The 21,600-nt window shown below is 69.6% G+C and carries 24 protein-coding genes; 4 read left to right on the top strand and 20 right to left on the bottom strand.

The window, feature by feature from the left end:
* Positions 1–1,146 (top strand): amidohydrolase, encoded by a 1,146-nt coding sequence (locus tag F6X38_RS18535; protein ID WP_150972288.1) that lies wholly within the window; start codon positions 1–3, stop codon positions 1,144–1,146.
* A gap of 35 nt (positions 1,147–1,181) precedes the next feature.
* Here F6X38_RS18535 and F6X38_RS18530 read toward each other — a convergent pair whose 3' ends face one another.
* On the bottom strand, positions 1,182–2,075 hold the full coding sequence (locus F6X38_RS18530) for a LysR family transcriptional regulator (RefSeq protein WP_150972286.1): 894 nt from the start codon (positions 2,073–2,075) through the stop codon (positions 1,182–1,184).
* Between the two features lie 132 nt (positions 2,076–2,207).
* On the opposite strand from F6X38_RS18530, the gene F6X38_RS18525 reads away from it, so the two are divergent.
* Positions 2,208–3,161 carry a ring-cleaving dioxygenase gene (locus tag F6X38_RS18525; RefSeq protein ID WP_150972284.1) on the top strand — a complete coding sequence of 318 codons (954 nt, stop codon included), beginning with the start codon at positions 2,208–2,210 and terminating at the stop codon, positions 3,159–3,161.
* Between the two features lie 65 nt (positions 3,162–3,226).
* Positions 3,227–3,865 carry an alpha/beta hydrolase gene (locus F6X38_RS18520; protein ID WP_150972282.1) on the top strand — a complete coding sequence of 213 codons (639 nt, stop codon included), beginning with the start codon at positions 3,227–3,229 and terminating at the stop codon, positions 3,863–3,865.
* Here F6X38_RS18520 and phnN read toward each other — a convergent pair.
* The 12 genes from phnN to phnG all read right to left on the bottom strand — a co-directional run bounded on the left by phnN (position 3,816) and on the right by phnG (position 13,536).
* Positions 3,816–4,409: a phosphonate metabolism protein/1,5-bisphosphokinase (PRPP-forming) PhnN gene (gene phnN / locus F6X38_RS18515; protein WP_150972279.1), complete on the bottom strand. Its 594-nt coding sequence runs from the start codon at positions 4,407–4,409 to the stop codon at positions 3,816–3,818. The genes F6X38_RS18520 and phnN overlap by 50 nt on opposite strands.
* Positions 4,399–5,547: an alpha-D-ribose 1-methylphosphonate 5-triphosphate diphosphatase gene (locus F6X38_RS18510; protein ID WP_150972277.1), complete on the bottom strand. Its 1,149-nt coding sequence runs from the start codon at positions 5,545–5,547 to the stop codon at positions 4,399–4,401. Before F6X38_RS18510 ends, phnN begins: the two co-directional genes overlap by 11 nt.
* Positions 5,548–5,578: 31 nt before the next feature.
* Positions 5,579–6,385, bottom strand: a complete 807-nt coding sequence (phnE, locus tag F6X38_RS18505; RefSeq protein WP_150972275.1) for a phosphonate ABC transporter, permease protein PhnE — start codon at positions 6,383–6,385, stop codon at positions 5,579–5,581.
* A gap of 63 nt (positions 6,386–6,448) precedes the next feature.
* Entirely contained in the window at positions 6,449–7,441 is a 993-nt protein-coding gene (phnD, locus tag F6X38_RS18500; RefSeq protein WP_150972273.1) for a phosphonate ABC transporter substrate-binding protein, read from the bottom strand.
* A 25-nt stretch (positions 7,442–7,466) separates the two neighbouring features.
* Positions 7,467–8,318: a phosphonate ABC transporter ATP-binding protein gene (phnC, locus tag F6X38_RS18495; protein ID WP_150972271.1), complete on the bottom strand. Its 852-nt coding sequence runs from the start codon at positions 8,316–8,318 to the stop codon at positions 7,467–7,469.
* 32 nt (positions 8,319–8,350) lie between these two features.
* On the bottom strand, positions 8,351–9,013 hold the full coding sequence (locus F6X38_RS18490) for a DapH/DapD/GlmU-related protein (RefSeq protein WP_150972269.1): 663 nt from the start codon (positions 9,011–9,013) through the stop codon (positions 8,351–8,353).
* Positions 9,013–9,729 carry a phosphonate C-P lyase system protein PhnL gene (phnL, locus tag F6X38_RS18485; protein WP_150972267.1) on the bottom strand — a complete coding sequence of 239 codons (717 nt, stop codon included), beginning with the start codon at positions 9,727–9,729 and terminating at the stop codon, positions 9,013–9,015. The genes F6X38_RS18490 and phnL overlap by 1 nt, the downstream gene beginning before the upstream one ends.
* 2 nt (positions 9,730–9,731) lie before the next feature.
* A complete protein-coding gene (gene phnK, locus F6X38_RS18480; RefSeq protein WP_150972265.1) occupies positions 9,732–10,514 on the bottom strand; it encodes a phosphonate C-P lyase system protein PhnK in 783 nt (260 codons plus the stop codon).
* Positions 10,511–11,386, bottom strand: coding sequence for an alpha-D-ribose 1-methylphosphonate 5-phosphate C-P-lyase PhnJ (locus F6X38_RS18475; protein ID WP_150972263.1), 876 nt, complete (start codon positions 11,384–11,386; stop codon positions 10,511–10,513). The genes phnK and F6X38_RS18475 overlap by 4 nt, the downstream gene beginning before the upstream one ends.
* On the bottom strand, positions 11,383–12,468 hold the full coding sequence (locus F6X38_RS18470) for a carbon-phosphorus lyase complex subunit (RefSeq protein ID WP_150972261.1): 1,086 nt from the start codon (positions 12,466–12,468) through the stop codon (positions 11,383–11,385). Before F6X38_RS18470 ends, F6X38_RS18475 begins: the two co-directional genes overlap by 4 nt.
* A 4-nt stretch (positions 12,469–12,472) precedes the next feature.
* Complete coding sequence (gene phnH, locus F6X38_RS18465) at positions 12,473–13,078, bottom strand: phosphonate C-P lyase system protein PhnH (protein ID WP_150972259.1); 606 nt, start codon at positions 13,076–13,078, stop codon at positions 12,473–12,475.
* 5 nt (positions 13,079–13,083) lie between these two features.
* A complete protein-coding gene (phnG, locus tag F6X38_RS18460) occupies positions 13,084–13,536 on the bottom strand; it encodes a phosphonate C-P lyase system protein PhnG (protein ID WP_150972366.1) in 453 nt (150 codons plus the stop codon).
* A 139-nt stretch (positions 13,537–13,675) separates the two neighbouring features.
* Between phnG and phnF the strand changes: the two genes are divergently transcribed.
* Positions 13,676–14,395 carry a phosphonate metabolism transcriptional regulator PhnF gene (gene phnF / locus F6X38_RS18455; protein ID WP_246191430.1) on the top strand — a complete coding sequence of 240 codons (720 nt, stop codon included), beginning with the start codon at positions 13,676–13,678 and terminating at the stop codon, positions 14,393–14,395.
* Between the two features lie 20 nt (positions 14,396–14,415).
* Here the strand turns inward: phnF and F6X38_RS18450 are convergent, their stop codons facing one another.
* From F6X38_RS18450 to F6X38_RS18420, 7 genes are all read right to left on the bottom strand, one after another.
* Positions 14,416–15,123 carry a T6SS immunity protein Tdi1 domain-containing protein gene (locus F6X38_RS18450; protein WP_150972257.1) on the bottom strand — a complete coding sequence of 236 codons (708 nt, stop codon included), beginning with the start codon at positions 15,121–15,123 and terminating at the stop codon, positions 14,416–14,418.
* A gap of 20 nt (positions 15,124–15,143) precedes the next feature.
* Positions 15,144–15,575, bottom strand: coding sequence for a tetratricopeptide repeat protein (locus F6X38_RS18445; protein WP_150972255.1), 432 nt, complete (start codon positions 15,573–15,575; stop codon positions 15,144–15,146).
* Entirely contained in the window at positions 15,568–16,020 is a 453-nt protein-coding gene (locus F6X38_RS18440) for a hypothetical protein (RefSeq protein ID WP_150972253.1), read from the bottom strand. The genes F6X38_RS18445 and F6X38_RS18440 overlap by 8 nt, the downstream gene beginning before the upstream one ends.
* 62 nt (positions 16,021–16,082) lie before the next feature.
* On the bottom strand, positions 16,083–16,547 hold the full coding sequence (locus tag F6X38_RS18435) for an SMI1/KNR4 family protein (protein ID WP_150972252.1): 465 nt from the start codon (positions 16,545–16,547) through the stop codon (positions 16,083–16,085).
* Positions 16,544–18,109, bottom strand: coding sequence for a PAAR-like domain-containing protein (locus F6X38_RS18430; protein WP_150972250.1), 1,566 nt, complete (start codon positions 18,107–18,109; stop codon positions 16,544–16,546). Before F6X38_RS18430 ends, F6X38_RS18435 begins: the two co-directional genes overlap by 4 nt.
* Entirely contained in the window at positions 18,106–19,179 is a 1,074-nt protein-coding gene (locus F6X38_RS18425) for a DUF2169 family type VI secretion system accessory protein (RefSeq protein ID WP_150972248.1), read from the bottom strand. The genes F6X38_RS18430 and F6X38_RS18425 overlap by 4 nt, the downstream gene beginning before the upstream one ends.
* 6 nt (positions 19,180–19,185) lie before the next feature.
* Positions 19,186–21,501: a type VI secretion system Vgr family protein gene (locus F6X38_RS18420; RefSeq protein WP_150972246.1), complete on the bottom strand. Its 2,316-nt coding sequence runs from the start codon at positions 21,499–21,501 to the stop codon at positions 19,186–19,188.
* Positions 21,502–21,600 lie beyond the last annotated feature (99 nt).

The following is a 21,600-nucleotide window of genomic DNA, read 5'->3' as shown; positions in this document are numbered from 1 at the left end:
ATGCTGCCCGACGACCTGGAGCTTCGCGCGGCGATCGACTTCCGCCGCCGCCTGCACCGGTTCCCGGAACTGTCCGGCGAGGAGCGGGAGACGGCCGAAGCGGTGGCCGGACAACTCGCCGCGTATCGCCCCGACCGGCTCCTCCGCGGACTCGGCGGCCACGGCGTCGCGGCCGTCTTCGATGCGCCGCAGCCGGGGCTGACCGTGCTCTTTCGCTGCGAGCTCGACGCCTTGCCGATCCGCGAGATCGGCGAGGTGCCGCATCGCTCGCGTGTCGAGGGAAAGGGGCATCTCTGCGGTCATGACGGCCATGCGGCGATCCTGACCGTGGTCGCGGCCTTGCTCGCGCGGCAGAGGCCGCAGCGGGGGCGCGTCGTGCTCCTGTTCCAGCCGGCCGAGGAGACCGGCGCGGGTGCGGCGGCCGTGATCGCCGATCCGGCCTTCGCGGCGATCTCGCCGGACTACGCCTTTTCCCTCCACAACTGGCCGGGACTGCCGCTTGGGCAGGTCGCGTTGCGGGAGGGGCCGGTGAACTGCGCCTCGCGCGGCATGCGGATCGCGCTCGCCGGCAGGACCGCCCACGCCTCGATGCCGGCGGACGGCCTGTCGCCGATGTCGGCGATGGCGCGGCTGATGCCGGCGCTGACGGCGCTCGGAACCGGCGGCGCGCTCGGCGAGGCCTTCCGGCTGGTGACGGTGACGCATGCCCGGCTCGGCGAGCCCGCCTTCGGCGTCGCGCCGGGAGCCGGCGAGATCTGGGCGACGCTCCGGACGCTGCGCGACGCGGCGATGGACGGCCTCGTCGCGGCGGCCGAGGAACTGGTCGCCGCCGAAGCCCGCGCGGCCGGGCTCGGCCACGCCGTCGCCTACGAGGACGTCTTCCGGCACTGCGAGAACCATCCGGAGGCGGTCGCTGTCCTTCGTGCCGCGCTCGATGCCGAGGGCGTCCGACATCAACCGGGGGAGCCGATGTATCCGTCGGAGGATTTCGGCCGCTTCGCCGCCGTGTCGCGCTCGGCGATGTTCTTTCTCGGGGCCGGCACCGACCATCCGCGCCTCCACAACCCGGACTACGACTTCCCGGACGAGCTGATCCCGGTCGGGGCGCGCGTCTTCCTGCGCACCGTCCGCGACCTTCTCGGATAAGCCGCGCCGTCGATGCCCGAGGCACGAATGGACGATCAACCGGGGGCGGGCGACATGCCTTCGAGCCGGTCCCGATGCTTGCCGATCTCGCGGGCGAGGAAGTCGAGCAGGATCCTGATCCGGGGCGTGCGCCTGAGGTCGGGATGGGTCAGGAGCCAGAGGTCGGCGGCGAAGGCCGGGTCCGGCTCGGCCAGCCGCGCGAGGGCCGGCTTCGCGTCGCCGATGAAGCAGGGCAGGTGGCCGATACCGATGCCGGCCTCCACCGCCTCGGCGAGGCCGAGCACCGAGTTGACGCGGTAGCCGGGCCCCTCCAACCCCGCGGCGGCGAGCGCGTGGCGGACCACCTGCATCGGGCCCATCGCCTCGCCGAGCGCCACCCAGCTCGCCGGCGCGTTCGCCTCGCCGCGCCGGCCGTAGAGCGCCCAGGCGATGCGCGCGACCTTGCGGCCGACCAGCGTTTCGGGCGGCCGGTCGGTGGCACGCACCGCGACGTCGGCATCGCGGCGCGACAGGTTCAGGGCGGGATTGCCGATCACCACGTCGAGCCGGATGCGCGGGCACACTTCGCGGAAGCCGGCGAAGAGCGGCGACAGCAGGTGCACCAGCAGCGAATCGTTGGTGGCGATGCGCACCTCGCCTTCCGGCTGCGGATCGCGGCCGGCGAGCCGCAGCGACGCCGCGTCGACCTCCTTCCCGATCCGCTCCGCGAGCGCCGCGAGTTCCTCGCCGGCCGTGGTCGGCACGAGCTTGGTTCTGTCCCGTTCGAACAGCGGGAAGCCGAGCGTGGCCTCGACCTGCCGGAGCCGACGGAACACGGTGGAATGGTTCAGCCGGAGCCGGTCGGCGGCGGCCGGCAGCGATCCCGCTTCCGCGACGGCGCGGATCAGGCGGAAATCGTCCCAGCCGAGCGCTTCGATGCCGTTCGTCATTGTGATCCGTCGCTGCGCCGATGCAGAACGAGAATTGCACGTCTGCAATGCAGTTGCATCTGACGGTCAGACGATATTGCACTTATCTTCGTGGTCGAACCGCAAGCGTTCCCGAAGCCGAGGAGCATCGCCATGACGAGCAGAGGCATCCATCACGTCACCGCCATCGCGGGGGCCGGCGCGCGCAACGTCCGCTTCTACACCGAGACGCTCGGCCTCAGGCTGGTGAAGCGCACCGTCAACTTCGACGATCCGAGCACCTGGCACCTTTACTATGGCGACGCGGCGGGCGCGCCGGGCTCGATCCTGACTTTCTTCCCCTACGAGCATGCGAACCCGGGACGCCTCGGCGTCGGCGAGACGCAGGAAACCGTGTTCCGCGTGCCGGAGGGCTCGATCGGCTGGTGGACGCAGCGCTTCATCGAGAAGGGGATCGCCTTCGAGCCGATCGCGAAGCGGTTCGGCGAAACGGTGCTCGCGTTCAAGGACCCGGACGGCACGCGCCTCGCGCTCGTCGCGGTGCCGGGCGCGGAGAGTGAGCCCGGCTGGTCGGACGGCGCGATCCCTACCGAGCACGCGATCCGCGGCTTCCATTCGGTGAGTCTGCTCTTGGAAGAGGCCGCGCCGACGACGGGCATCCTCACCGATGTCTTCGGCTTCCGCGAGATCGGCGCGGAGGGAACCACCACCCGTTTCGCGGTGGAGGGCGGGGCGGTCGGCGGGATCGTCGACATCCGGGCGGTCGGCGGTTTCCTGAAGCCGCGGCCGGGGGCGGGCAGCGTGCACCACATCGCCTTCCGCGCGGCCGACGACGCCGAACAGGAAACGATGGTCAAGCGGCTCGCCGAGAACCACGGCATCCGGACGACGGAGCAGCGCGACCGCAACTACTTCCGCTCGGTCTATTTCCGCGAGCCCGGCCACGTCCTCTTCGAGATCGCGACCGACGCCCCGGGCTTCGCGGTGGACGAGCCGGCCGACGCGCTCGGCCGTGAGCTGAAGCTGCCGGCCGGGCTCGAAGCGCACCGCGCCGAGATCGAGGCGGTGCTGCCGGCGATCGACGCCGCGGAGCCCGAAGCCGCCTGAAAGCAAGAAGGCGAGCGGCCACCCGGCCGCTTCCCTTTCTACCGTTCCGACGAGGAATCGCCGCGATGAACGCCGTCGCCACCCTGTCGCATGTGCATCGCTTCGTGCCGGCCGGCGATCCGACCGTGCCGCCGCTCCTGCTGCTCCACGGTACCGGCGGCGACGAGAACGATCTCCTGCCGCTCGGCGCGGCGCTGCTGCCCGGCGCGGCGCTCGTGTCGCCGCGGGGCCGGGTGCTGGAGAACGGCATGCCGCGCTTCTTCCGGCGGCTCGCAGAGGGCGTGTTCGACGAGGCGGACGTGCGGCTCCGGGCGGGCGAACTCGCCGGCTTCGTCGAAGAAGCGCGCGTTGCCTACGGCATCGGGACGCCGGTCGTGGTCGGCTTCTCGAACGGCGCGAACATCGCCGCCGCCGTCCTCACGCTCCATCCCGAAGCCCTCGCCGGAGCGGTGCTGATCCGGCCGATGGTACCGCTCGGCCAGATGCCGGCGGCCGATCTCGCGGGCAAGCCCGTGCTGATCCTTTCCGGCGCGATGGACCCGATCGCCCGGCCGGACGAGGCGCGCCGTCTCGCCGCCTCCCTGGCGGAGCGCGGCGCGGCGGTGGAGCATCGCGTCCTGCCCGCCGGCCACGGCCTCTCCCAGGCCGACGTCGCTATCGCGAAGGAATGGCTGGTGCGGCGAGCCGCAGGAGATGCGTCCTGAGACGCGCCGCGCCCGTTTCCGGCGCGCCGACGTTCTCGATCCTGACGTAGCTGACGATGCCCGGCGGCGGCTCGAACTCGACCTGCCGGGCGAGGCGCCTCTCGATCTCGGCGGCGCTCTCGCGCCCTCGCGCGGCGATGCGGCCGACGAGCACCTCGCGCGGCGCGGTGACCTCGACCACGGCGAGGCGGGCGAACCGGCTGGCGGCGTCGCCGAGCGAGCGGCGCGACAGGTTGGCCACCACGACGACGCCCTCGGCCAGCCCGGCCTCGACGCTGCGCGGCAGCCCGTAGGCGAGGCCGTGCGCCCGCCAGGCGAGGCAAAAGGCTCCTTCCGCCTCGGCTCGCGCGAAGCCGGCCGCGTCGAGGCTGTCGTGATCCTCGCTCCCGCCGTCCGGCGGGCGGGTGATCACCCGCCGCGCGAGTTGGACGGGCGCTTCCGCGCCGATATCAGCGAGGGCGAGGCGGATCAGCGTGTCCTTGCCCGCGCCGCTCGGCCCCACCACCGCGACGAGGAGTCCGGGCGACACGGCGTCAGGCGACACGGCGTCCCTCGCGCCAGACGCCCCGCACCACTGGCGGCTCCGCGGCCTCGCGCGGCGGCCGGACCTGCACGAGATCGGCGCGAAGGCCGGGTGCCACCGCGCCGCGATCGCCGAGCCCCGCGGCGCGAGCCGGCGTCTGCGAGACCATGCGCGCGGCGGCGGGAAGGCCGATGCGCCCAGCCAGGACGAAGGCGGCCTGCATCAGGCTGAAGGGCACGTAGTCGGACGAGAGGATGTCGAGGACGCCGTGGCCGACGAGATCCGTCGCCGAGACGTTGCCCGAATGCGAGCCGCCGCGCACGACGTTCGGCGCGCCCATCAGGACGGCGAGCCCGGCCCCGTGCGCGGCCTTCGCCGCGTCGAGGCTCGTCGGGAATTCCGACACCGCGACGCCCTCGCCGACCGCCTCTTCGACATGCGCGAGGGTCGCGTCGTCGTGGGATGCGAGCGTGATGCCGGCCGCGCGGCAGTGGTCGACGATGGCGCGGCGGTGCTCGGCGGAATAGCGGGCCGACTGTTCGAGGCGGCGGGCGATGAAGGCTTCGAAGGCCGCGTCGGAAAGGCCGCGCTTGCCCTTGTAGTAGAGCGTGTACTGCTCCATCGACTGGAACTGCCGCTGGCCGGGGGCATGGTCCATCAGCGAGACCAGTGAGACGTTCGGATCGCGGCGGAAGTGTTCCAGCGCGTCGAGGACGTCCGGCGCGGAGACCTCGCAGCGCAGGTGCAATCGATGCTCCGCGCGTAGGCGCCCGTCGCGGTTCGCCGTCTCGATGGCGTCGGCGAGCGCGCGCATCTCGGCCGGATCGAAGCCGCCGTCCTCGTCGGAGCCCATGCGCAGGCAGTCGAAGACGGTGGTGATGCCGGAGGTGGCGATCTGTCCGTCATGCGCCTGCACCGCGCCGAGCATGTTCCAGTGGACGCCCGGGCGCGGCGAGTAATGGCCTTCGAGATGGTCGGTGTGGAGTTCCACGAGGCCGGGCATGAGGTGGTCGCCCTCGCAGTCGATGCCGGCGGTGCGCGCCGGGCCGGACGCGACGTCGGCGATGCGGCCGTCCCGCACGAGGACGCTGCCGTGGACGATCTCTTCGGGAAGGACGATCGCGGCATTGGTGAAGACCGCTTCGGGTGACGTGCTCATGGGACTTTCGTTCGGGATGGTGAAGGGCGCGTCAGGTGACGCGCCGGCGGAGCGTGGAGGAAACGAGATCCATGATGGTCACCGTCGCCACCACGACGAGAAGGATCGCGGAAGCCTGCGGATAATAGAAGCCGCGGATCGTCTCGAACAGCACCTGCCCGATGCCGCCGGCCCCGATGACGCCGAGGATGGTCGCGGCACGCACGTTCGATTCCAGCCGGTAGAGCGAGACGGAGATCCAGAGCGGCAGCACCTGCGGCACGACGCCGAACAGGATCTGCTGGACGCGCGAAGCGCCTGTCGTGCGGATCGCCTCGACGGGACGCGGATCGATGGCCTCCACCGCCTCGGAGAACAGCTTGGCGAGGATGCCCGTCGTGTGGACGAACAGCGCCATCACGCCGGCGAAGGGGCCGAGCCCGACGGCGACCACGAAGAGCACGGCGAAGACCACCTCGTGGATGGCGCGGAACAGGTCCATCAGCCGCCGGGCCGGCTGCAGGACCCACCACGGCGCCATGTTGTGCGCCGAAAGGATGCCGAAGGGAATCGCGAGAAGCACGGCGAGGAAGGTGCCCCAAAGGGCGATCTGCACGGTAACGACGGTCTCGGAGAGGTAGTAGCGCCAGTCCGTGAAGTCGGGCTGGAGGAAGCCCGACGCGTAGGATGCCATGTTGCCGGCATCGGTGAAGAGATAGGTCCAGCGGCCCATCTCGGCCGGCTCCCAGCTCCAGGCGAGCGCGCCCGCGACCACGGCGAGGACGGCCCAGTTGCCGAAGCGCGCGCCGAGCGTCGCGGCCGGCGGCGGTGAAGAGGTGGCGGCGGTCGCGTCGGTCATGGCTCTCGGCCTCTGCGAGGGCGGGCCGGAGCGGCGGCGGCGCCGCTCCGAGGTTGGCGCGGCTCAGTTCTGCGGCAGGCTGGCGAGCCTGGTCTCGTAGTCGGCCTTGCGGGCTTCGAGTTCCTTCACCTTCGCCGCCTTCTCGTCGGCCGAGAGCTTCGCATCGCCCTTCGCCTGCGCGATCGACTTCGTCGTCTCCATCACGCGGATCGGCAGGAGCTGGTCGTCGGTCGAGGCGCGGAACGGCGACCATTCGAGCCCGGCCAGCACCTTGAGCTCTTCGGCCTTGTCGCCCTTGGTCTTGTCGGTGCCGTAGGACAGCACGAAGTCGCGGATCTTGCCCTTCGTGTCCTCGGGCAGGTCCTGCGACCAGACGAGCGGATCGGACGGGATCAGCGGCGACTTCCAGAGTACCTTGATCTTCGCGAAGGCGGCGGGTTGGTTCTTCTCGATCAGCGCCATGTTCTCGGTGTTGTTCGCCGCGGCGTCGAGCTGGCCGTTCGCGACGCCCATCGCGTTGGTCTCGTGGTTGGCGTTGGTGACGTTCTTGAAGCAGGTCTTCGGCTCGACGTCGTTGGCGGCGAAGACGAAGGTCATCGGCACGAGGTAGCCGGAGGTCGAGTTCGGATCGCCGAGGCCGAAGTTCAGCGACTTGTCGCATTTCAGGAGGTCCGGCAGGCCGGTGAGCTTGGAGTCCTTCGGCGCGAGGATCAGCGAATAATAGCCGGGCTCGCCGTCGTGCGGCACGGACTGGGCGAAGATCTCGCCCTTGGCGCGGTCGACCGCCTCCATCGCCGACTTGTTGCCGAACCAGCCCATCTGCACCTTGCCGAAGCGCATGCCTTCGATGACGCCGGCATAGTCGGTGGCGAAGAAGGGCTTCACCTCGAGCCCGGTCTCCTTCGTCATGTCGGCGAGGAAGGGCTCCCACTTGGTGCGCAGGTTCTGCTGCGACTCGGTGGAGATGATGCCGAAGTTGACGGTCTCCGCCAGCGCCGTGCCGGCGAAACCCGAGGCGAGCAGGAGCGCCGCCAAGCTTTTCAGGATCGCGTTCATTGCTTGTCTCCGATGGGGTTCGGGCTCAGGCGGTCTGGAGGGCGCCGAGCCGGTTGCGCGGGCCCGGCACGGGCCGGGTTGCCGGATGGGGCGCTGCCGGGGCTTCCGGCAGGACCAGTTCTTCCGAGGCCGCGCCGTAGAGCTCGGACAGGAAGCCGTTCGTGAGAGCGGTGGAGGGGCCGTCGAAGACGATCCGGCCGTCGCGCATCGCGATCGTCCGCGGGAAGTAGCGGCGCGCGTATTCCACCTGGTGCAGCGAGACGAGGACGGTGATGCCGTCGGCGCGGTTGATGTCGGACAGGACGTCCATCACGCGCCGGGCGGAGGCGGGATCGAGCGAGGCGATCGGCTCGTCGGCGATGAGGATGCGCGAGCGCTGGACGAGGGTGCGGGCGATCGCGGCGCGTTGCTGCTGGCCGCCCGACAGCGTCGAGGCGCGCTGGGCGGTGACTTGCGGAATGCCGACGCGGGCGAGCGCCGCGCGCGCCTCCGCCTTCTCGGCGGCGTTGAAGAGGGCGAGCGTGCCGCGCCAGAGCGGGATGCGCCCGAGCTTGCCGATCAGGACGTTGGTCATCACCGACAGGCGGGCCACGAGGTTGAACTGCTGGAAGATCACCGACACGTCGCCGCGCCGCGACGCCGCGCCCTTGGCGAGACGGCCGGCGGCCTGCGTGGCGACCCCGAAGATTTCGACGCGGCTCGCGGCACCCTCGCCGGTCTCGAGGCCGGCGATGTGGCGGATCAGCGTCGACTTGCCCGAACCGGAAGCGCCGATCAGCGCAACCATCTCGCCGGGCTCGATCGCGAGGCCGACATCCGACAGGGCCTGCGTCGAGCCGAAGCGCTTGGAAAGGTGAGATACGGAAATCGCCGTCATGGTCCCAGCCTCCTGAGGTTCGGCGGACCATGTCATGACGGGATGCTGTCCCCGTGACGGCTGGATGAAGGTTGCGTGACGCTTTCGTGCCGGTCGAGGAAGGCGCTCGCGTCCAGCCGGCGGAAGTCGTCCAGTGCGGCGTGGAGGCGGTCGTGCGGCCAGTCCCACCAGGCGAGCGCGTCCATCCGCTTGGCCGTATCGGCGGGGAAGCGCTCGCGGATGGGCCGCGCCGGCACGCCGCCGACGATCGTGTAGGGCGCGACGTCGCGCGAGACGACCGCGCCCGCGCCGATCACCGCGCCGTTGCCGACCGCGACGCCCGGCAGCACGGTCGCGCCGTGGCCGATCCAGACGTCGTGGCCGATCGTGACGGCGTGCTCGCGCCGCCATTCGAAGAATTCCGCCTCGTCCTCGGCGCCCTCGAAATAGTCGCCGGCGCGGTAGGTGAAGTGGTGCAGCGTCGCCCGCCAGGTCGGATGGTTGGTGGCGTTGATCCTGACGCTCGCGGCGATGTTGACGAACTTGCCGATGCGGGCCGCCCAGATCCGGCAGTCCTGCATGACGTAGGAATAGTCGTCGAGGAAAGTCTCGCTGACGACGGAGCGGGCCTCGACCTCGGTGAAGCGGCCGAGCGTCGAGGCTTCGACCTCGGCGGTCGAATGGACGCGCGGTGCGTGTTCGGAGAGTTTCGGCATCACGCGGCCTTTCGGGCGGAGAAGACCGAGACGTCGAGGATGCGGGTCGCGACGGCTTGGCGCACCGGCTCGTCGTGGAAGATGCCGAGGACGGCGACGCCTTGGCGGAGCTTCTCGCGGATCATCCCGACGACGACGTCGCGGTTGGCGGCGTCGAGCGAGGCGGTCGGCTCGTCGAGAAGGAGGATCGGGTGCTCGGTGAGGAAGCCGCGCGCGATGTTGACGCGCTGCTTCTCGCCGCCGGAGAAGGTCGCGGGCGGCAGGTCGAACAAGGCTTCCGGGAGGTTCAGCCGCGCTAGCATCGCCGCCGCCCGGTCGCGCGCGGTCTCGCGGGGAGTGCCGAGGCGGACCAGGGGGTCGGCGACGACTTCCAGCGCCGAGGCGCGCGGCACGGCGCGCAGGAACTGGCTGACATAGCCGATAGAGCGCTCGCGCAAGGCGAGGACCGTGCGCGGGTCGCCGGCGCCGAGGTCGCGCATCGCGCCGCCTTCGTCGCGCACCAGGATCTCGCCGGCGTCGACGGCATAGTTGCCGTAGACCATGCGCAGGATCGAGGACTTGCCGACGCCGGACGGCCCGCCGAGCACGACGCATTCGCCGGGATGGAGCGCGAAGGAGACGTTCGCGACCACGGGCAGGCGAATGCCGCCGCGAAGGTGCATGGTGAAGGACTTCGCGACGCCGCGGACGTCGAGGAGCGGGGCAGGGGCGGCCATGCTCAGGCCTCCGGGATCGAAGCGACGAGGAGCTGGGTATAGGGATGGTGCGGGTCGTCGAGGACGCGGTCGGTCAGCCCCGCCTCCACGACCTCTCCCGCCTTCATCACGATCATCCGCTGCGACAGGAGCCGGGCGACCGCGAGGTCGTGGGTGACGACGATCGCAGCGAGACCGAGATCGGCGACGAGCGAGCGCAGGAGGTCGAGGACGCGCGCCTGCACCGAGACGTCGAGGCCGCCAGTCGGCTCGTCCATGAAGACGAGGCGGGGATGGGTGACGAGGTTGCGGGCGATCTGCAGGCGCTGGCGCATGCCGCCGGAGAACTCGGTCGGCCGGTCGTCGATGCGGGCGGCATCGATCTCGACGCGGCCGAGCCAGTCGGCGCCGGCCTCGCGCAACCGGCCGTAGTGCCGGTTCCCGACCGCCATCAGCCGCTCGCCGACATTCGCGCCGGCCGAAACCCGCATGCGCAGGCCGTCCGCCGGGTTCTGATGGACGAAACCCCAGTCGGTCCGCGCGAGAAAGCGCCGCTCGGCCTCGGTGAGGCGGCCGAGATCGCGCGTTTCGCCGTCCCGCATCCGGTAGGAAACGGTGCCGGCCGTCGGCTCCAGCCGGGCGGAGACGCAGGAGAGCAGGGTCGTCTTGCCGGAACCGGACTCGCCGACGACGGCCAGCACCTCACCCGGCCAGAGGTCGAACGAGACATCCGTGCAGCCGATCCGCGCGCCGTAGCGCTTTTCCAGGCCGCGGACGGAAAGGAGCGGGGTCGCGTCGCTCGTCATTCGGCGGCCTCCCCGAGCGCCGCGCCAGCATGGCCCTGCGACCGGCGCGTTTCGCAATGGTCGGTGTCGGAGCAGACGAACATCCGGCCGCCCCGGTCGTCGGTCACCACCTCGTCGAGATAGACGCCCGAGGAGCCGCAAAGCGCGCAAGGGGTGCGGAAGCGCTGCACGGTGAAGGGATGGTCCTCGAAGTCGAGGCTCCTGACCTCGGTGAACGGCGGCAGCGCGTAGATGCGCTTCTCGCGGCCCGCGCCAAAGAGCTGCAGCGCCGGCGAGCGGTGCATTTTCGGGTTGTCGAACTTCGGGATCGGCGAGGGGTCCATGACGTAGCGGCCCTCGACCTTCACCGGATAGGCGTAGGTCGTGGCGATATGGCCGTGGCGGGCGATGTCCTCGTAGAGCTTCACGTGCATCAGCCCGTATTCCTCCAGCGCGTGAAGTGTGCGCGTCTCGGTCTCGCGCGGCTCGAGGAAGCGCAACGGTTCCGGGATCGGCACCTGGTAGACGAGGGTCTGGCCGGCTCGGAGCGGCGTCTCCGGGATGCGGTGGCGGGTCTGGACGATCGTCGCGTCACCCGTCCTCGTCGTGGTGGCGACGCCGGCGACGCGCTCGAAGAAGGCGCGGATCGAGACGGCGTTGGTGGTGTCGTCGGCCCCCTGGTCGATGACCTTCAACACGTCGTCCGGCCCGATGATCGCGGCCGTCACCTGCACGCCGCCGGTGCCCCAGCCATAAGGCATTGGCATCTCGCGGCTCGCGAACGGCACCTGGTAGCCGGGGATCGCAATGCCCTTCAGGATCGCGCGGCGGATCATCCGCTTCGTCGCCTCGTCGAGATAGGCGAAGTTGATCTCGGGCAGTACGGCGCTCATTCCGCAGCCTCCTTCCCATCCGTCCCGCGCTCGGCGTTCAGCGTGCGCAGGAGGTCGAGCTCGGCCTGGAAGTCGACGTAGTGCGGCAGCTTCAGGTGCTCGACGAAGCCGGTGGCCGCGACGTTGTCGCAATGCTCCAGCACGAACTCCTCGTCCTGCGCCGGCGAGCGGCGTTCCTCGCCGTATTCGTCGGCCCGGAGCGCCCGGTCGACGAGGCTCATCGCCATGGCTTTCCGCTCCGACTGCCCGAAGACGAGGCCGTAGCCGCGCGAGAAGCGCGCCGGCTCGCCGTCGCCGCCGGTGAACTGCGACACCATCTGGCATTCGGTGACGCGCACGCGCCCGATCGTGACGGCGAACCCCAGTTCGGGAAGCTCCACCTCGACATCGACGAGGCCGATGCGGATCTCCCCGACGAAGGGATGGGTGCGGCCGTAGCCGCGCTGCGTCGAATAGCCGAGTGCGAGGAGAAACCCTTCGTCGCCGCGCGCCAGCGCCTGCAGGCGGAGGTCGCGGCCGGCCGGAAAATCCAGCGGGTCGCGGGTGATGTCGCCGGGCTCGCCCTCGGCCGAGCCGTCCGCCTCGATCAGGCCCTCGCGACCGAGAAGATCGGTGACGCGGGGCGCGGGTTCGCCGGGCTCGGCCGAACGGCGTTCGGGGGCGGCCACGGCCTCGTCGCCGGCCATCGCCGGGTTGAGCAGGCGGTGGGTGTAGTCGAAGGTGGGGCCGAGCAACTGACCGCCGGGCAGATCCTTGTAGGTCGCCGAGACCCGGCGCTCCAGCCGCATCGCGCCGGTGTCGAGCGGCAGGCAAGCGCGAAAGCGCGGCAGCGTCGTGCGGAAGGCGCGGATCAGAAAGATCGCCTCGATCAGGTCGCCGCGCGCCTGCCGGACGGCGATGGCGGCGAGTTCCGGATCGTAGAGCGAGCCTTCCGCCATCACCCGGTCGACGCCGAGCGCGAGCTGCTCGGCGATCTGCCGGATCGTCATCGCCGGCACCGAGCGGTCGCCGCGCCGGCGGTCGGCGAGGAGCCGGTGCGCGTTGCGGATGGCAGCCTCGCCGCCCTTCACGGCCACGTACATCGCGTCAGGCCTCCTTGACCGAAGTGGTGCGGGGGAGCGCCAGCAGTCTCGCGCCTGCGACGAGGACGAGGTCGTGGCCGCGCGGGAACAGAGTCGCATTCGCCGCCCGGCTTGCGAGGAAGCCGTCCGGCAGGCCGCGCGGTGCGACCACCTCGGACGATTCAATGCCGGGGCCGGAAAGGCGGAGCGGCGCGCCGCCCTCCAGCGCTTCGACGGGAAGCAGCAGCGTCGCCGACCGGTCGGGATAGCTATCGGTGCCGATCGGGAACCGCCCCCAGCCGGCGGGATCGGAGGCGGGAGCGAGGACGACGAAGACGGCGTCCGCCGGCGCGGCGGCGATGGCGGCGCCGGTCTGGAAGGCGATCCAAGCCGCCGCGTCGCCGGTGCCGGGCGCGTCCAGGAACACGGCAACGTCGGCGTCGGCCAGCGTCGCGACCAGCGCGGCGGCCGCCGGCGGCAGGGCGGGCGGTGCTTCCACGAAGTTGCCGAGATCGGCGATCGTGCCTGGCCGCGCGAAGGCGTCCATGATGCGGCGGAACGCGGTCTGCGCATCGAAGACCGGGTTGCGGAAGCCGCCGGCGACGGCCGAAGCCGAGAGGGATGCGCTCATCGCCGTCAGTCCTCGCCGCGCACCAGGGTGAAGAAGTCGACCCGCGTCGCCGCCGTTTCCTCGGCCCGGGCTCCGGCCGCCTCGGCATCGGCGGCGAGCGCCGGGGCGACGATCTCGGCCTCGACCCGGTCGCGCCAGTCGTCACGCTGCCAGAGGGCGTCGAGATGCGCGGCGAGCCGCGCGTGTCCGGCGTCGCGCCCGAGGATCATCGCGTGGCCGACCTCGCCGCTGGCGAGCCGCACCGTCGCGCGGCAGACGCTGGCTTCGCCGAGATTGAACGGCGCGCCGCCACCGCCGGCCCGGCCGCGCAGCATCACGAGGCCGACCTCCGGGCCGCGCACGGCAACGGCATCCGGCGCGTCGCCGAAGGCGGCGGCGAAGCGCGACCGGAGAAGCTCGGCCGGCGCCAGCGCCATCGCGCCGATCACGCGGCGACGCGCCTCGAAGGTTTCCGTCATCTGTTGGGAGGGCCTGTTCGTCACGTCGGCTCCGCTCGACTTGTCTATTTGTATAGACATCAAACTTTGCTATGCCTCTTTTAGGATCATGATAGTGACGGCCTTGTGACGACCGGTGCGCCGGTCGTGCGGAGCGCGAATGAACGAGATCGACGAAGGGGTGACGCGCTGGCGGCGCGTCGCCGACAGGATCAGGGCCGCCATCGCCGAAGGCTCGATGCGCGAACGGCTGGCGCCGGAGACGGAACTGGCGGAGCGGTTCGCCGTCAACCGGCACACCGTGCGGCGCGCCATCCGGTTCCTCGCCGACGAGGGGCTGCTGCGCGCCGAGCGCGGCCGGGGCACGTTTGTGAACGCGCAGCCTCCTCGGCTCGCCTATCCGGTGGGGCCGCGCACCCGGTTTTCCGAGAACGTCACGGCCGAGGGGCGGACGCCCGGCGGGCGGCTGATCCGCGCCGAGCGCGCCAGCGCCGACGCCGGCCTCGCCGCGATGCTCGAATGTCCGGTCGGCGCGGCGCTGCACCGCATGGAGACGCTGCACGTCGCGAACGGCGTGCCGCTATCGGTCACCACGACCTTCTTTCCGGCGAAGCGCTTCCCCGGCATCGTCCAGGCCTATGCAGAAACCGGCTCGATCACCGAGGCGCTGCGGCTGGAAGGGCTGCCGGACTATCGGCGCGGCGAGACGCGGGTCAGCGCCGAGCGCATCCACCCGGCCGACGCCGAGCATCTCGCCTCGCCGCCGGACGCCATCGTGCTCGTCTCGACGGCGATCGACGTGGACCCCGATCGCCGCCCGATCCAGGCCAAGCGCGCCCGCTTCCACGCCGACCGCATGGAACTCGTGTTCCGATTCTAGGGCGGATCGGCGTTCAGCGACTAACCGATCCGTCGAACCTCCTCGAAGCCGTTCGGTCCGATCCGGGTGAGATGGAACGTGGCGAGTTGGGCCAGGATGGCGAAGTGTTCTAGCGCCTTCACGCGGCGGATGTTCTCGACGCGTCGTTTCGGGCCGGACGGGCCGGCGATGGCGAGAGCGGGAAAGAAGCCGTAGCATTCGTCCGGCTCCAGTGGCCCGTGCTGCTCGACGCAGCGCGCGAACATCGGTTCGTCGTCGGCGTCGGAATAGTCGACGTCGTCCATCTCGAACGGGAGGAGGGCGGTCGTCATCCGGTCGTCGTTGTGAGGGATACGGGGCGTCTCCGCCATTCCCTTGAAAAGCGTCGGTGCCAGAGCTTGGCAGAAGACCTGTCCCGCGGGCAGGTCGACGGTGAGCACGCCAAAGCGTTTCGACCAGAGGTGGACCGTGCCGAATGCCGTGTAGGCGACGGCGCTGCAATCATCGTGGTCGAGGTCGGCGTCCGCCTCGAAGACGAGCGCGAGCACCGGCCGGAGCGGCTCGGCATCTGAGAGCCGGAAGAGGCCGTCGAAGCATTCGCCGAAGCCGTAGGTTTCGAGAAACCAGACCAGACTCGGCGGCAGTTCGGCACCCAGACGGGCGACCTGCTCTTCGGTCGGCATCCGCACGCGCGCGAACGGGCCGATCTTCGCGGCTGCGTACTGCAGGTCCGCCTTGATGTCCGTCATCGTTAGACCCTGCCACGTGCCTAATCCAGCAGCCGTCGCTCCCGCAGGATGTCCAGGTATCGCCGATCGTCAGCAAAAATCTCTTCGCCTTCGAGCATGTAGGCGTACAGGAGATTCTCGGCCGCGGCGTCGGCTCTCCCCAGGTCGGCATAGCACGTGCCAAGGCGAAGGCGGACGAAGGGATTCGTCGCTCCGTCCGCCGAGCGATAGGCGTTCGCGAAGTGATCCAGCGCCGTTTCGACATCGCCCTTGGCACGAAAGGCCTCCCCGATAGAAGCCTCAAGCCAAAGCGTCGCCTCCCATTTGGCGCGCGGTTGCGGAAGAAGGCTCAGACCGCACCGCCAGGCAGCGATGGCGCGGTCGTATTCGCCTGCTTCCAACGCCAAGTTCCCGCTTTCGGAAAACTGAGTGACCCGCGCATGGAGTTCATCGGCAGGCTCCTCCTCATCCACGACGGCGCGCCCTCTCCTTCAGCAGGAATTCGAGGTGGCTTGCATATTCGCCGCCGAACCACTCGCGCCCCAACCGGTTGTAGACGTCTTCGAACACGGCATAGGCTTCGCCCTTCAGCCCGAGTTCGAAGAGTGCGGCACCATCCATCATGTTGACCGCGCCGTCCTGGTGGTGCTCATCGCCATAGGCACGGTAGGTCCGGTCGATCCAACGCTTGGCATTCTGCGCGTCGCCGGCCGCCACGTTCTGATCCATCTGGCTGCGCGCGATGATCTCGGGGTAGAAGTCCCATCCCTCCTTCGGATCGGGTAGAAGGTCCCAGGCCCGCGACCCCAATGCCATCGCTTCCCGGAGCTCGCCGGAGCGCTGCTTTTCGCCCGATGCGCGCAGCAGGCGGTTGAGTTCGTCGGCCTTTTCCGGCGGAAGACTGGGACGTCTGTTCATCGAAACCTGTGCGTTTAAGATCGGCGTCCCGGACCCCTCCACGACAATCCGACGGGTCAGCGCTACGACAGCGATCCTTGAAGTTCATCAAGGAAGAATTCGGCGAAATCGCCGGCGATGAGCTTGGTCGGGTTATGTGAATTGCTCCATTCAAGTATGGGGCTACCGTTATTTCCGGTGTTGCTCGTATCGATGCAGAAGTAACTGCCATAACCACTAGCAGCGACAGGCAGCAGGTGAGTGGGAAGCCCGCTTACCTTGCGCTCGTCCAGCGTTAGCCAGACAACGCTTGGGGCAGACGTTCCTGGGATCTTGCCAGGGATGATTCCGAAGAATTCCCGTCCGTTGAAGTCGCCGACGCCATAAGCGGAGAGAAAAGTTCGGTAACTTGGTGGGAAGCGAATATTCAAGCTCCGCTCCGCTGCCTCGATTTCGCCCTCGGAAGCCCCGCGTTCAAAATCCGCAAGCTCAGCATTCTCCTGAATCAGCCGGAAGGCATTTTGCATGGCGATGTCTTCTGCCGTCATTTGAAGTCGCTCGCTCTCGTCTTCCAATAGGATCGTGCCCAGTTGCCAAAAGCCTGCCGGTCTATCGGCGGTGGTGCACTGTTGTAGCCGACTTTCGCTTGTCCATTAGGATACATGTGCAGAATGCCATGGTTGTCCTTGTGGAACGTCTGACCGACTTCGGCGATCGCACCAGGCTCATCTTGCGTCAGGTGGTGTAGGTTGACCGGTTTGCCGTCAGGACCGAGCGGAGCCAAGCCTTTCTGCATCCGCTCCAGATTTGTTCTGCCTCGGTCGTCGACTTTTTTCGGGTCGATTAGATCGTCCCGTTGGTACACACGCCGCCCGTTGGCCGAGTTTCGTTTCCACCGGCTGACAGGTGTGCTGCGAGCACCTGCATTTCCACTTACGACCGCCTCATCGGCAGTTTCCTCGGCTGCGCGTGCTTTCGATGCGGTTCCAGCCTCCTTCGCGATACCGCTTTCGACCGCGGTCGCCCTGCCGGCCTGCCGGAGCGCGCCGGCGCCGCCCGCGACTCCGCCGAGCACGACTTGGCCGCCGCTGACGATCGACTGGGCGGTCTGCGTCTGCGCCGGCGTCGCACCGAGCGCCGAGGCGGCAGCTCCCGTCGCTTGCACGGCGACGGTCTGCTGCGGCGTTCCGTACCACATCTGCCGCAGGCCTGTGGAGACGTTGTCGGAGGCGTTGACGAGACCCGCCACGCCGAGAGCTTGCCCGGCGATGCCGACCGGCGCGCCGACGACGGTCGCATCGGCGGCCGTGCCGCCGACAACCAGCGCCGCCGATCCGATGCCTTCCGCCACGCCGCCGACAGCTTGTACCGCGCCCATCGTGCGAGGGTGCTCGTCGACCCATTTGCCGACCGCATTGCCGGCTCTGTTCAGCTTGTCGCCCGTCCAGTCCCAGGCCTTCTGGTACCAGGCCTTGTCCTGCTTGTCCTTGCCGTCCGGCGGTTCGTGCGTTTCGGTCGATTTGACGTGGACGTACTCGCCTGGGCAGTTGCCGTTGTTCAGCGTGCAGCGATCCGTATGGCGCTGCACGGGGACGCCGTTCGCCCGCACGATGGTGGAGGAGGTGACCGGCTCCACAACGTTGCCGACGGTGTTCGACTTGACCCCGAGGCCGGTGCCCGGCTCGTCGCCGTAGGTGGTGGTGAAGCGCGAATCCCGCCGCTTGATGGTGAGGCCGTTGGAGCGAACGTCCGGCGAATAGTTCTGGTCGTCGTCGCCCTTGCCCCAGACCTGGTAGGGCACGGGCTGCGACGGCGAGCGGCAGACATCCGGCGACAGGCAGACGGCGACCGCGTCCTTCGTGTCCGGCACCAGTTCCGGCGGCGGAGGGGACGCTGCGGTCGGCGGCGGACGTCGAATGTACGGCTTGCCGATCTCGTCGGCTCTGGCCCAGGCTGCGCGGGCAGCGTCCGGATCCGTATCGAACAGGTCGTCGCCCTGCTTCAGTGCGGAATCATAGGCACCCCGTACGTCGGGCGACATCTTCCCGACATCGATGACCGTGCCTCGGGTGATGCTGAGGTTGACGGCGCCGCTACCGGAATTGCTCATGCGGCCGCTTCCCGGACGAAATCGACGGTCGAGAGCTTCGGCATCCCGCGGCGTTCGGACCACGGGAAGGCGATGCGCCAGGTCAGGAACACGCGGCCGACGCTGGGCCTGAGGTCGAAATGCACGCCATCGAGCGCGAGGGGACCGTGCGTCGCGTCGTCGACCTCGACCTTCAGGCGGATGCCCGGCAACCGGCCCACGAGGTCGGGATAGCGCTTCACGAGGTTGCGCAGATGGAAGGGCTCGTCGCCCCGAAGCCACGGATCGGCGATCAGGTCGGGATGGGCGCACTGCCAGAAGCGGAAGTCGAAATCGCGCGGCAGCAGGGGGTGGCGCTCGGCCAGCCACGCGTCGTCATAGGTGCCGGCATGGCGCGTTCGCCATTCCCAGAAGGGCGAGACCGGGCCGAACCCCTCCGGCACGTCCTCGCCGTGCGGGCTGGCGACCGGCCGGTCCGGCGCCTCGATCTGCGGCGCTTCGACGTTCGGCGTCTCGCGGAAGCGCTCGTCGTCGACGATGCCGCAGCCGACGCCGTTGAAGCGGTGCACGCCGTCCGGCGCCTGCTCGTTCGCCGCCGGAAGCCTGCCGCCGGCCGCGAGGCGCCAGTCGAGCGGCACGGCCGCGGCGGGTTCCGGCTCGCTCAACGTCCACCCGTCGAGCTCGTCCGGTTCGTCGCGGCGGAACATCGCCCAACTCCGGCGCCGCAGCCTGGCGCGCCAGAAGCGCGGCCCGGTCACCTTCAGGTCCTTCGCGACGGGGCCGACCGTCAGCCCGCAGGTCCATGACGGCAGCGGCTCGCCGCCCGGCGCGAAACTCGCGCCGATGAGCGTCACGTCCGTGCCCGGCTTGAACGGCACGAGGTCGGTCTGCGCCATCTGCGGCGTCCGGTGCGGATCGCCCTCGTAGGTGTCGGACATCACGAGCGGATACTGTTCGTCCGCGAGCACCAGCGGACCGCCGTCGCTCAGCCGGAACGTGCCGCGCACGGACACGACGCCGAGCAGGTCGCCGACCATGTTGAACTGCCGGAAGGCGATGGCCGGAAACGGCGTCCGGTTGTCGACGGACATCCCGCCTCAGCCCTTGGCGGTCGAGTCGGCCGAAGTAGAGGACACCTCCTGCGGACCGCCCGGCTTGTTGAGATCGACCACGACGCCGTTCATCTGCGCTGGGCCGGAAGCGGTGAAGTTGAAGTTCGACCCGAGGATGATGACGGTGCCGTCCTTGCGCATGATCAGCTTGGACGCGCCGCACTCGATCACGAACTCCTCGCCGACGATCACCTTCTTGAACTGGCCGACGTTCTCCAGCGAGGTCTTGCCGACATTGGTGATCTTGCTGACGCCGATCTGCTCTGTCCGGGCGATGCCGACGGTGTCGGACTGGAAGGAGCCGACGACGTTGGTGAGCGTGCCGGGGAGGGAGAACAGAGATGCGGCGGCGTCGCCCATGCCCTGGCCGGCCTGGCTGAGTGCCGTGCCGGCATCGGACCTGGGCGAGGGGCCGGACACGACGCCTTGGCGCGACTGGAGGCCGCCGCCGCCGAAGAAGCCCATGGCGGAGCCGGCGATCGACATCGCCATCTGGCCGATCGCCGCCATGTTGCCGCCGCCGATCTGCCCGGCCTGCTGCAGGAGGCCCGCCGTCTGACCCGCGAGGCCGGAGACCTGTGCCATCAGCGCCATCGCCTGCGGGCCCGTGCCGCCGACGGTGAGATTCATCGAGCCGCCGACCTCGTGTTTCTGGTTGCCGCCGACCTCCACCGAGCGGTTCGCGCCGACCGACTGAACCGCGTGGGAATCGACGCGGCTGGTCTGGGTGTTCAGCACCCGCGTCGTCATGTCCTTCTGGGCGTGCTGGAAGAAGTTCTCGCGGCCGTTGTCGTCCTCCATCGAGAACTCGTTGAAGCCGCTGCCCTTGTGCGTGTCAGAGCGGAAGGTCATCCGCGTCTTGTTTGCGGGAAGGTCATAGGGAACGCTCTTGTCCGGGTTCGGCACCAGCGCGGTGACGATGGGCTTGTCGGGGTCGCCGTCCTGGAAGGAGACGATGGCCTCCATGCCGATGCGCGGTATCACCTGCGCCCCCCAGGTGCCGCCCGCCCAGGGCTGACCGACGCGCACCCATTTCGTGTCGGTGCCGTCCTTGCGGGCCCGTCGGTCCCAGGGGAACCAGAGCTTGATCCGGCCGTACTGGTCGGTGTGGATCTCCTCGCCCCCCGGCCCGGCGACGAGCGCGATCTGCGAGCCTTCGATGCGCGGGCGGCGGGTTTTGCGATGCGGCGTGAACGGCGTGCGGGCCGGCAGCGCCTCGACCCGGTTGCGGTAGACCGGCTCGCCCTCCGACGTCTCGTAACTCGTGTCCTCCGCCTCGTGCTCGACAAGAAGCGCCACGGCGGTCTCGAACCCGTTCTCGGGATGGGCGACATCGTAGGGCTTCAGCTTCGCGCCCGGCGCCAGCGTCCGGACCGTGGACTGGCCGCGGATACGCTCGTGGTCGGCTTCGGTCGCCTGCATCCGCAGCTTCGAGGCCGCCTCGTTGGTGGAGGCGTCCAGCGCCCGGGCCGGGTACTCGTAGAGCTCGTAGGCGCCGTTGCGCGGCAGATTGACCAGCGAGGGCGCTTCGCCGCCGGGGACGGTCGCGGGCGTCTCGAAGTTCCAGTCGCGCCCCGCCCGCTTGCCGGGCACGAAGGAAAAGCGCCGCCGCCATTCGGAAAGATGATCGCGGTCGGTCGAGCCTTCCGAATAGCGCACCTGGCCCTCGCCGCCGTCGTGGCCCTTGTCCCAGGCCGTGCTGGAATCGGCGATCGCGACGGTCTGCGCGCCGGCCGCGTGGCGCACCCAGTAGAACAGGCCGTCCTCCTCCAGGCGGCGCAGCAGGTAGTCGAGATCCGTCTCGTTCCACTGGATCGAGTATTCCTGCGGCCGCACCGGCGCGCTGACGCCGCCCGTGTCGGGCCGACGAAGGCCGTGCTCGCTCAAGAGCGTCTCGGCCACCTCCAGGCTCGTGCGGTTCTGCCAGATGCGGCAGTCGGAACGCTGCGACAGCAGCCACAGCTCGGGCCGCAGCGTCAGCATGTACTGGCGCAGGCCCTCCTTCAGCCGCGGCTCCTCCACGAGGTCGGTGACCAGCGCATTCCAACTGCGCCGCCCCTCGGCGCTCTCGCGGCCGCCCTGGCCGAGGTCGAGCGACACGTCGACGAGCTTGCCGACGAGGTCCTGCGGCGTGACGTCGGCACGTTTCGCCCTGACCACCGCTCGGAACTCGAAGAGGCCGTTCACCTGTTCGCGGCCGGCGAAGCGCTCCAGCAGCAGCACGTCCGCGCCGAGCGGCGTCTCGATCCGCAGCAGACGCTCCGCCTGAACCAGATCGATAGCTGAGAATGCGTCGTCCATCGGCACGTTCGGTCCAGCCCCGTCGGCGTTGCCACGGCCGCGCGGCCGCGAAGGTCCGTGACGTTCCCGGCTCGCCGCCAAAGCAACGAATGGAAACGA

It is taken from the genome of Plantimonas leprariae, from assembly GCF_008802405.1.
Classification (GTDB): Bacteria; Pseudomonadota; Alphaproteobacteria; order Rhizobiales; family Rhizobiaceae; genus Plantimonas; species Plantimonas leprariae.
This window is presented reverse-complemented; position numbering and strand designations above follow the sequence as displayed.

What these genes read in the sequence shown, in the direction of transcription:
- F6X38_RS18535 (WP_150972288.1), top strand. Translation starts at nt 1, where the DNA reads ATGCTGCCCGACGACCTGGAGCTTCGCGCGGCGATCGACTTCCGCCGC.
- F6X38_RS18530 (WP_150972286.1), bottom strand. Translation starts at nt 2,075, where the DNA reads ATGACGAACGGCATCGAAGCGCTCGGCTGGGACGATTTCCGCCTGATC.
- F6X38_RS18525 (WP_150972284.1), top strand. Translation starts at nt 2,208, where the DNA reads ATGACGAGCAGAGGCATCCATCACGTCACCGCCATCGCGGGGGCCGGC.
- F6X38_RS18520 (WP_150972282.1), top strand. Translation starts at nt 3,227, where the DNA reads ATGAACGCCGTCGCCACCCTGTCGCATGTGCATCGCTTCGTGCCGGCC.
- F6X38_RS18510 (WP_150972277.1), bottom strand. Translation starts at nt 5,547, where the DNA reads ATGAGCACGTCACCCGAAGCGGTCTTCACCAATGCCGCGATCGTCCTT.
- phnE (WP_150972275.1), bottom strand. Translation starts at nt 6,385, where the DNA reads ATGACCGACGCGACCGCCGCCACCTCTTCACCGCCGCCGGCCGCGACG.
- phnD (WP_150972273.1), bottom strand. Translation starts at nt 7,441, where the DNA reads ATGAACGCGATCCTGAAAAGCTTGGCGGCGCTCCTGCTCGCCTCGGGT.
- phnC (WP_150972271.1), bottom strand. Translation starts at nt 8,318, where the DNA reads ATGACGGCGATTTCCGTATCTCACCTTTCCAAGCGCTTCGGCTCGACG.
- F6X38_RS18490 (WP_150972269.1), bottom strand. Translation starts at nt 9,013, where the DNA reads ATGCCGAAACTCTCCGAACACGCACCGCGCGTCCATTCGACCGCCGAG.
- phnL (WP_150972267.1), bottom strand. Translation starts at nt 9,729, where the DNA reads ATGGCCGCCCCTGCCCCGCTCCTCGACGTCCGCGGCGTCGCGAAGTCC.
- phnK (WP_150972265.1), bottom strand. Translation starts at nt 10,514, where the DNA reads ATGACGAGCGACGCGACCCCGCTCCTTTCCGTCCGCGGCCTGGAAAAG.
- F6X38_RS18475 (WP_150972263.1), bottom strand. Translation starts at nt 11,386, where the DNA reads ATGAGCGCCGTACTGCCCGAGATCAACTTCGCCTATCTCGACGAGGCG.
- F6X38_RS18470 (WP_150972261.1), bottom strand. Translation starts at nt 12,468, where the DNA reads ATGTACGTGGCCGTGAAGGGCGGCGAGGCTGCCATCCGCAACGCGCAC.
- phnH (WP_150972259.1), bottom strand. Translation starts at nt 13,078, where the DNA reads ATGAGCGCATCCCTCTCGGCTTCGGCCGTCGCCGGCGGCTTCCGCAAC.
- phnG (WP_150972366.1), bottom strand. Translation starts at nt 13,536, where the DNA reads ATGACGGAAACCTTCGAGGCGCGTCGCCGCGTGATCGGCGCGATGGCG.
- phnF (WP_246191430.1), top strand. Translation starts at nt 13,676, where the DNA reads ATGAACGAGATCGACGAAGGGGTGACGCGCTGGCGGCGCGTCGCCGAC.
- F6X38_RS18450 (WP_150972257.1), bottom strand. Translation starts at nt 15,123, where the DNA reads ATGACGGACATCAAGGCGGACCTGCAGTACGCAGCCGCGAAGATCGGC.
- F6X38_RS18440 (WP_150972253.1), bottom strand. Translation starts at nt 16,020, where the DNA reads ATGAACAGACGTCCCAGTCTTCCGCCGGAAAAGGCCGACGAACTCAAC.
- F6X38_RS18435 (WP_150972252.1), bottom strand. Translation starts at nt 16,547, where the DNA reads ATGACGGCAGAAGACATCGCCATGCAAAATGCCTTCCGGCTGATTCAG.
- F6X38_RS18430 (WP_150972250.1), bottom strand. Translation starts at nt 18,109, where the DNA reads ATGAGCAATTCCGGTAGCGGCGCCGTCAACCTCAGCATCACCCGAGGC.
- F6X38_RS18425 (WP_150972248.1), bottom strand. Translation starts at nt 19,179, where the DNA reads ATGTCCGTCGACAACCGGACGCCGTTTCCGGCCATCGCCTTCCGGCAG.
- F6X38_RS18420 (WP_150972246.1), bottom strand. Translation starts at nt 21,501, where the DNA reads ATGGACGACGCATTCTCAGCTATCGATCTGGTTCAGGCGGAGCGTCTG.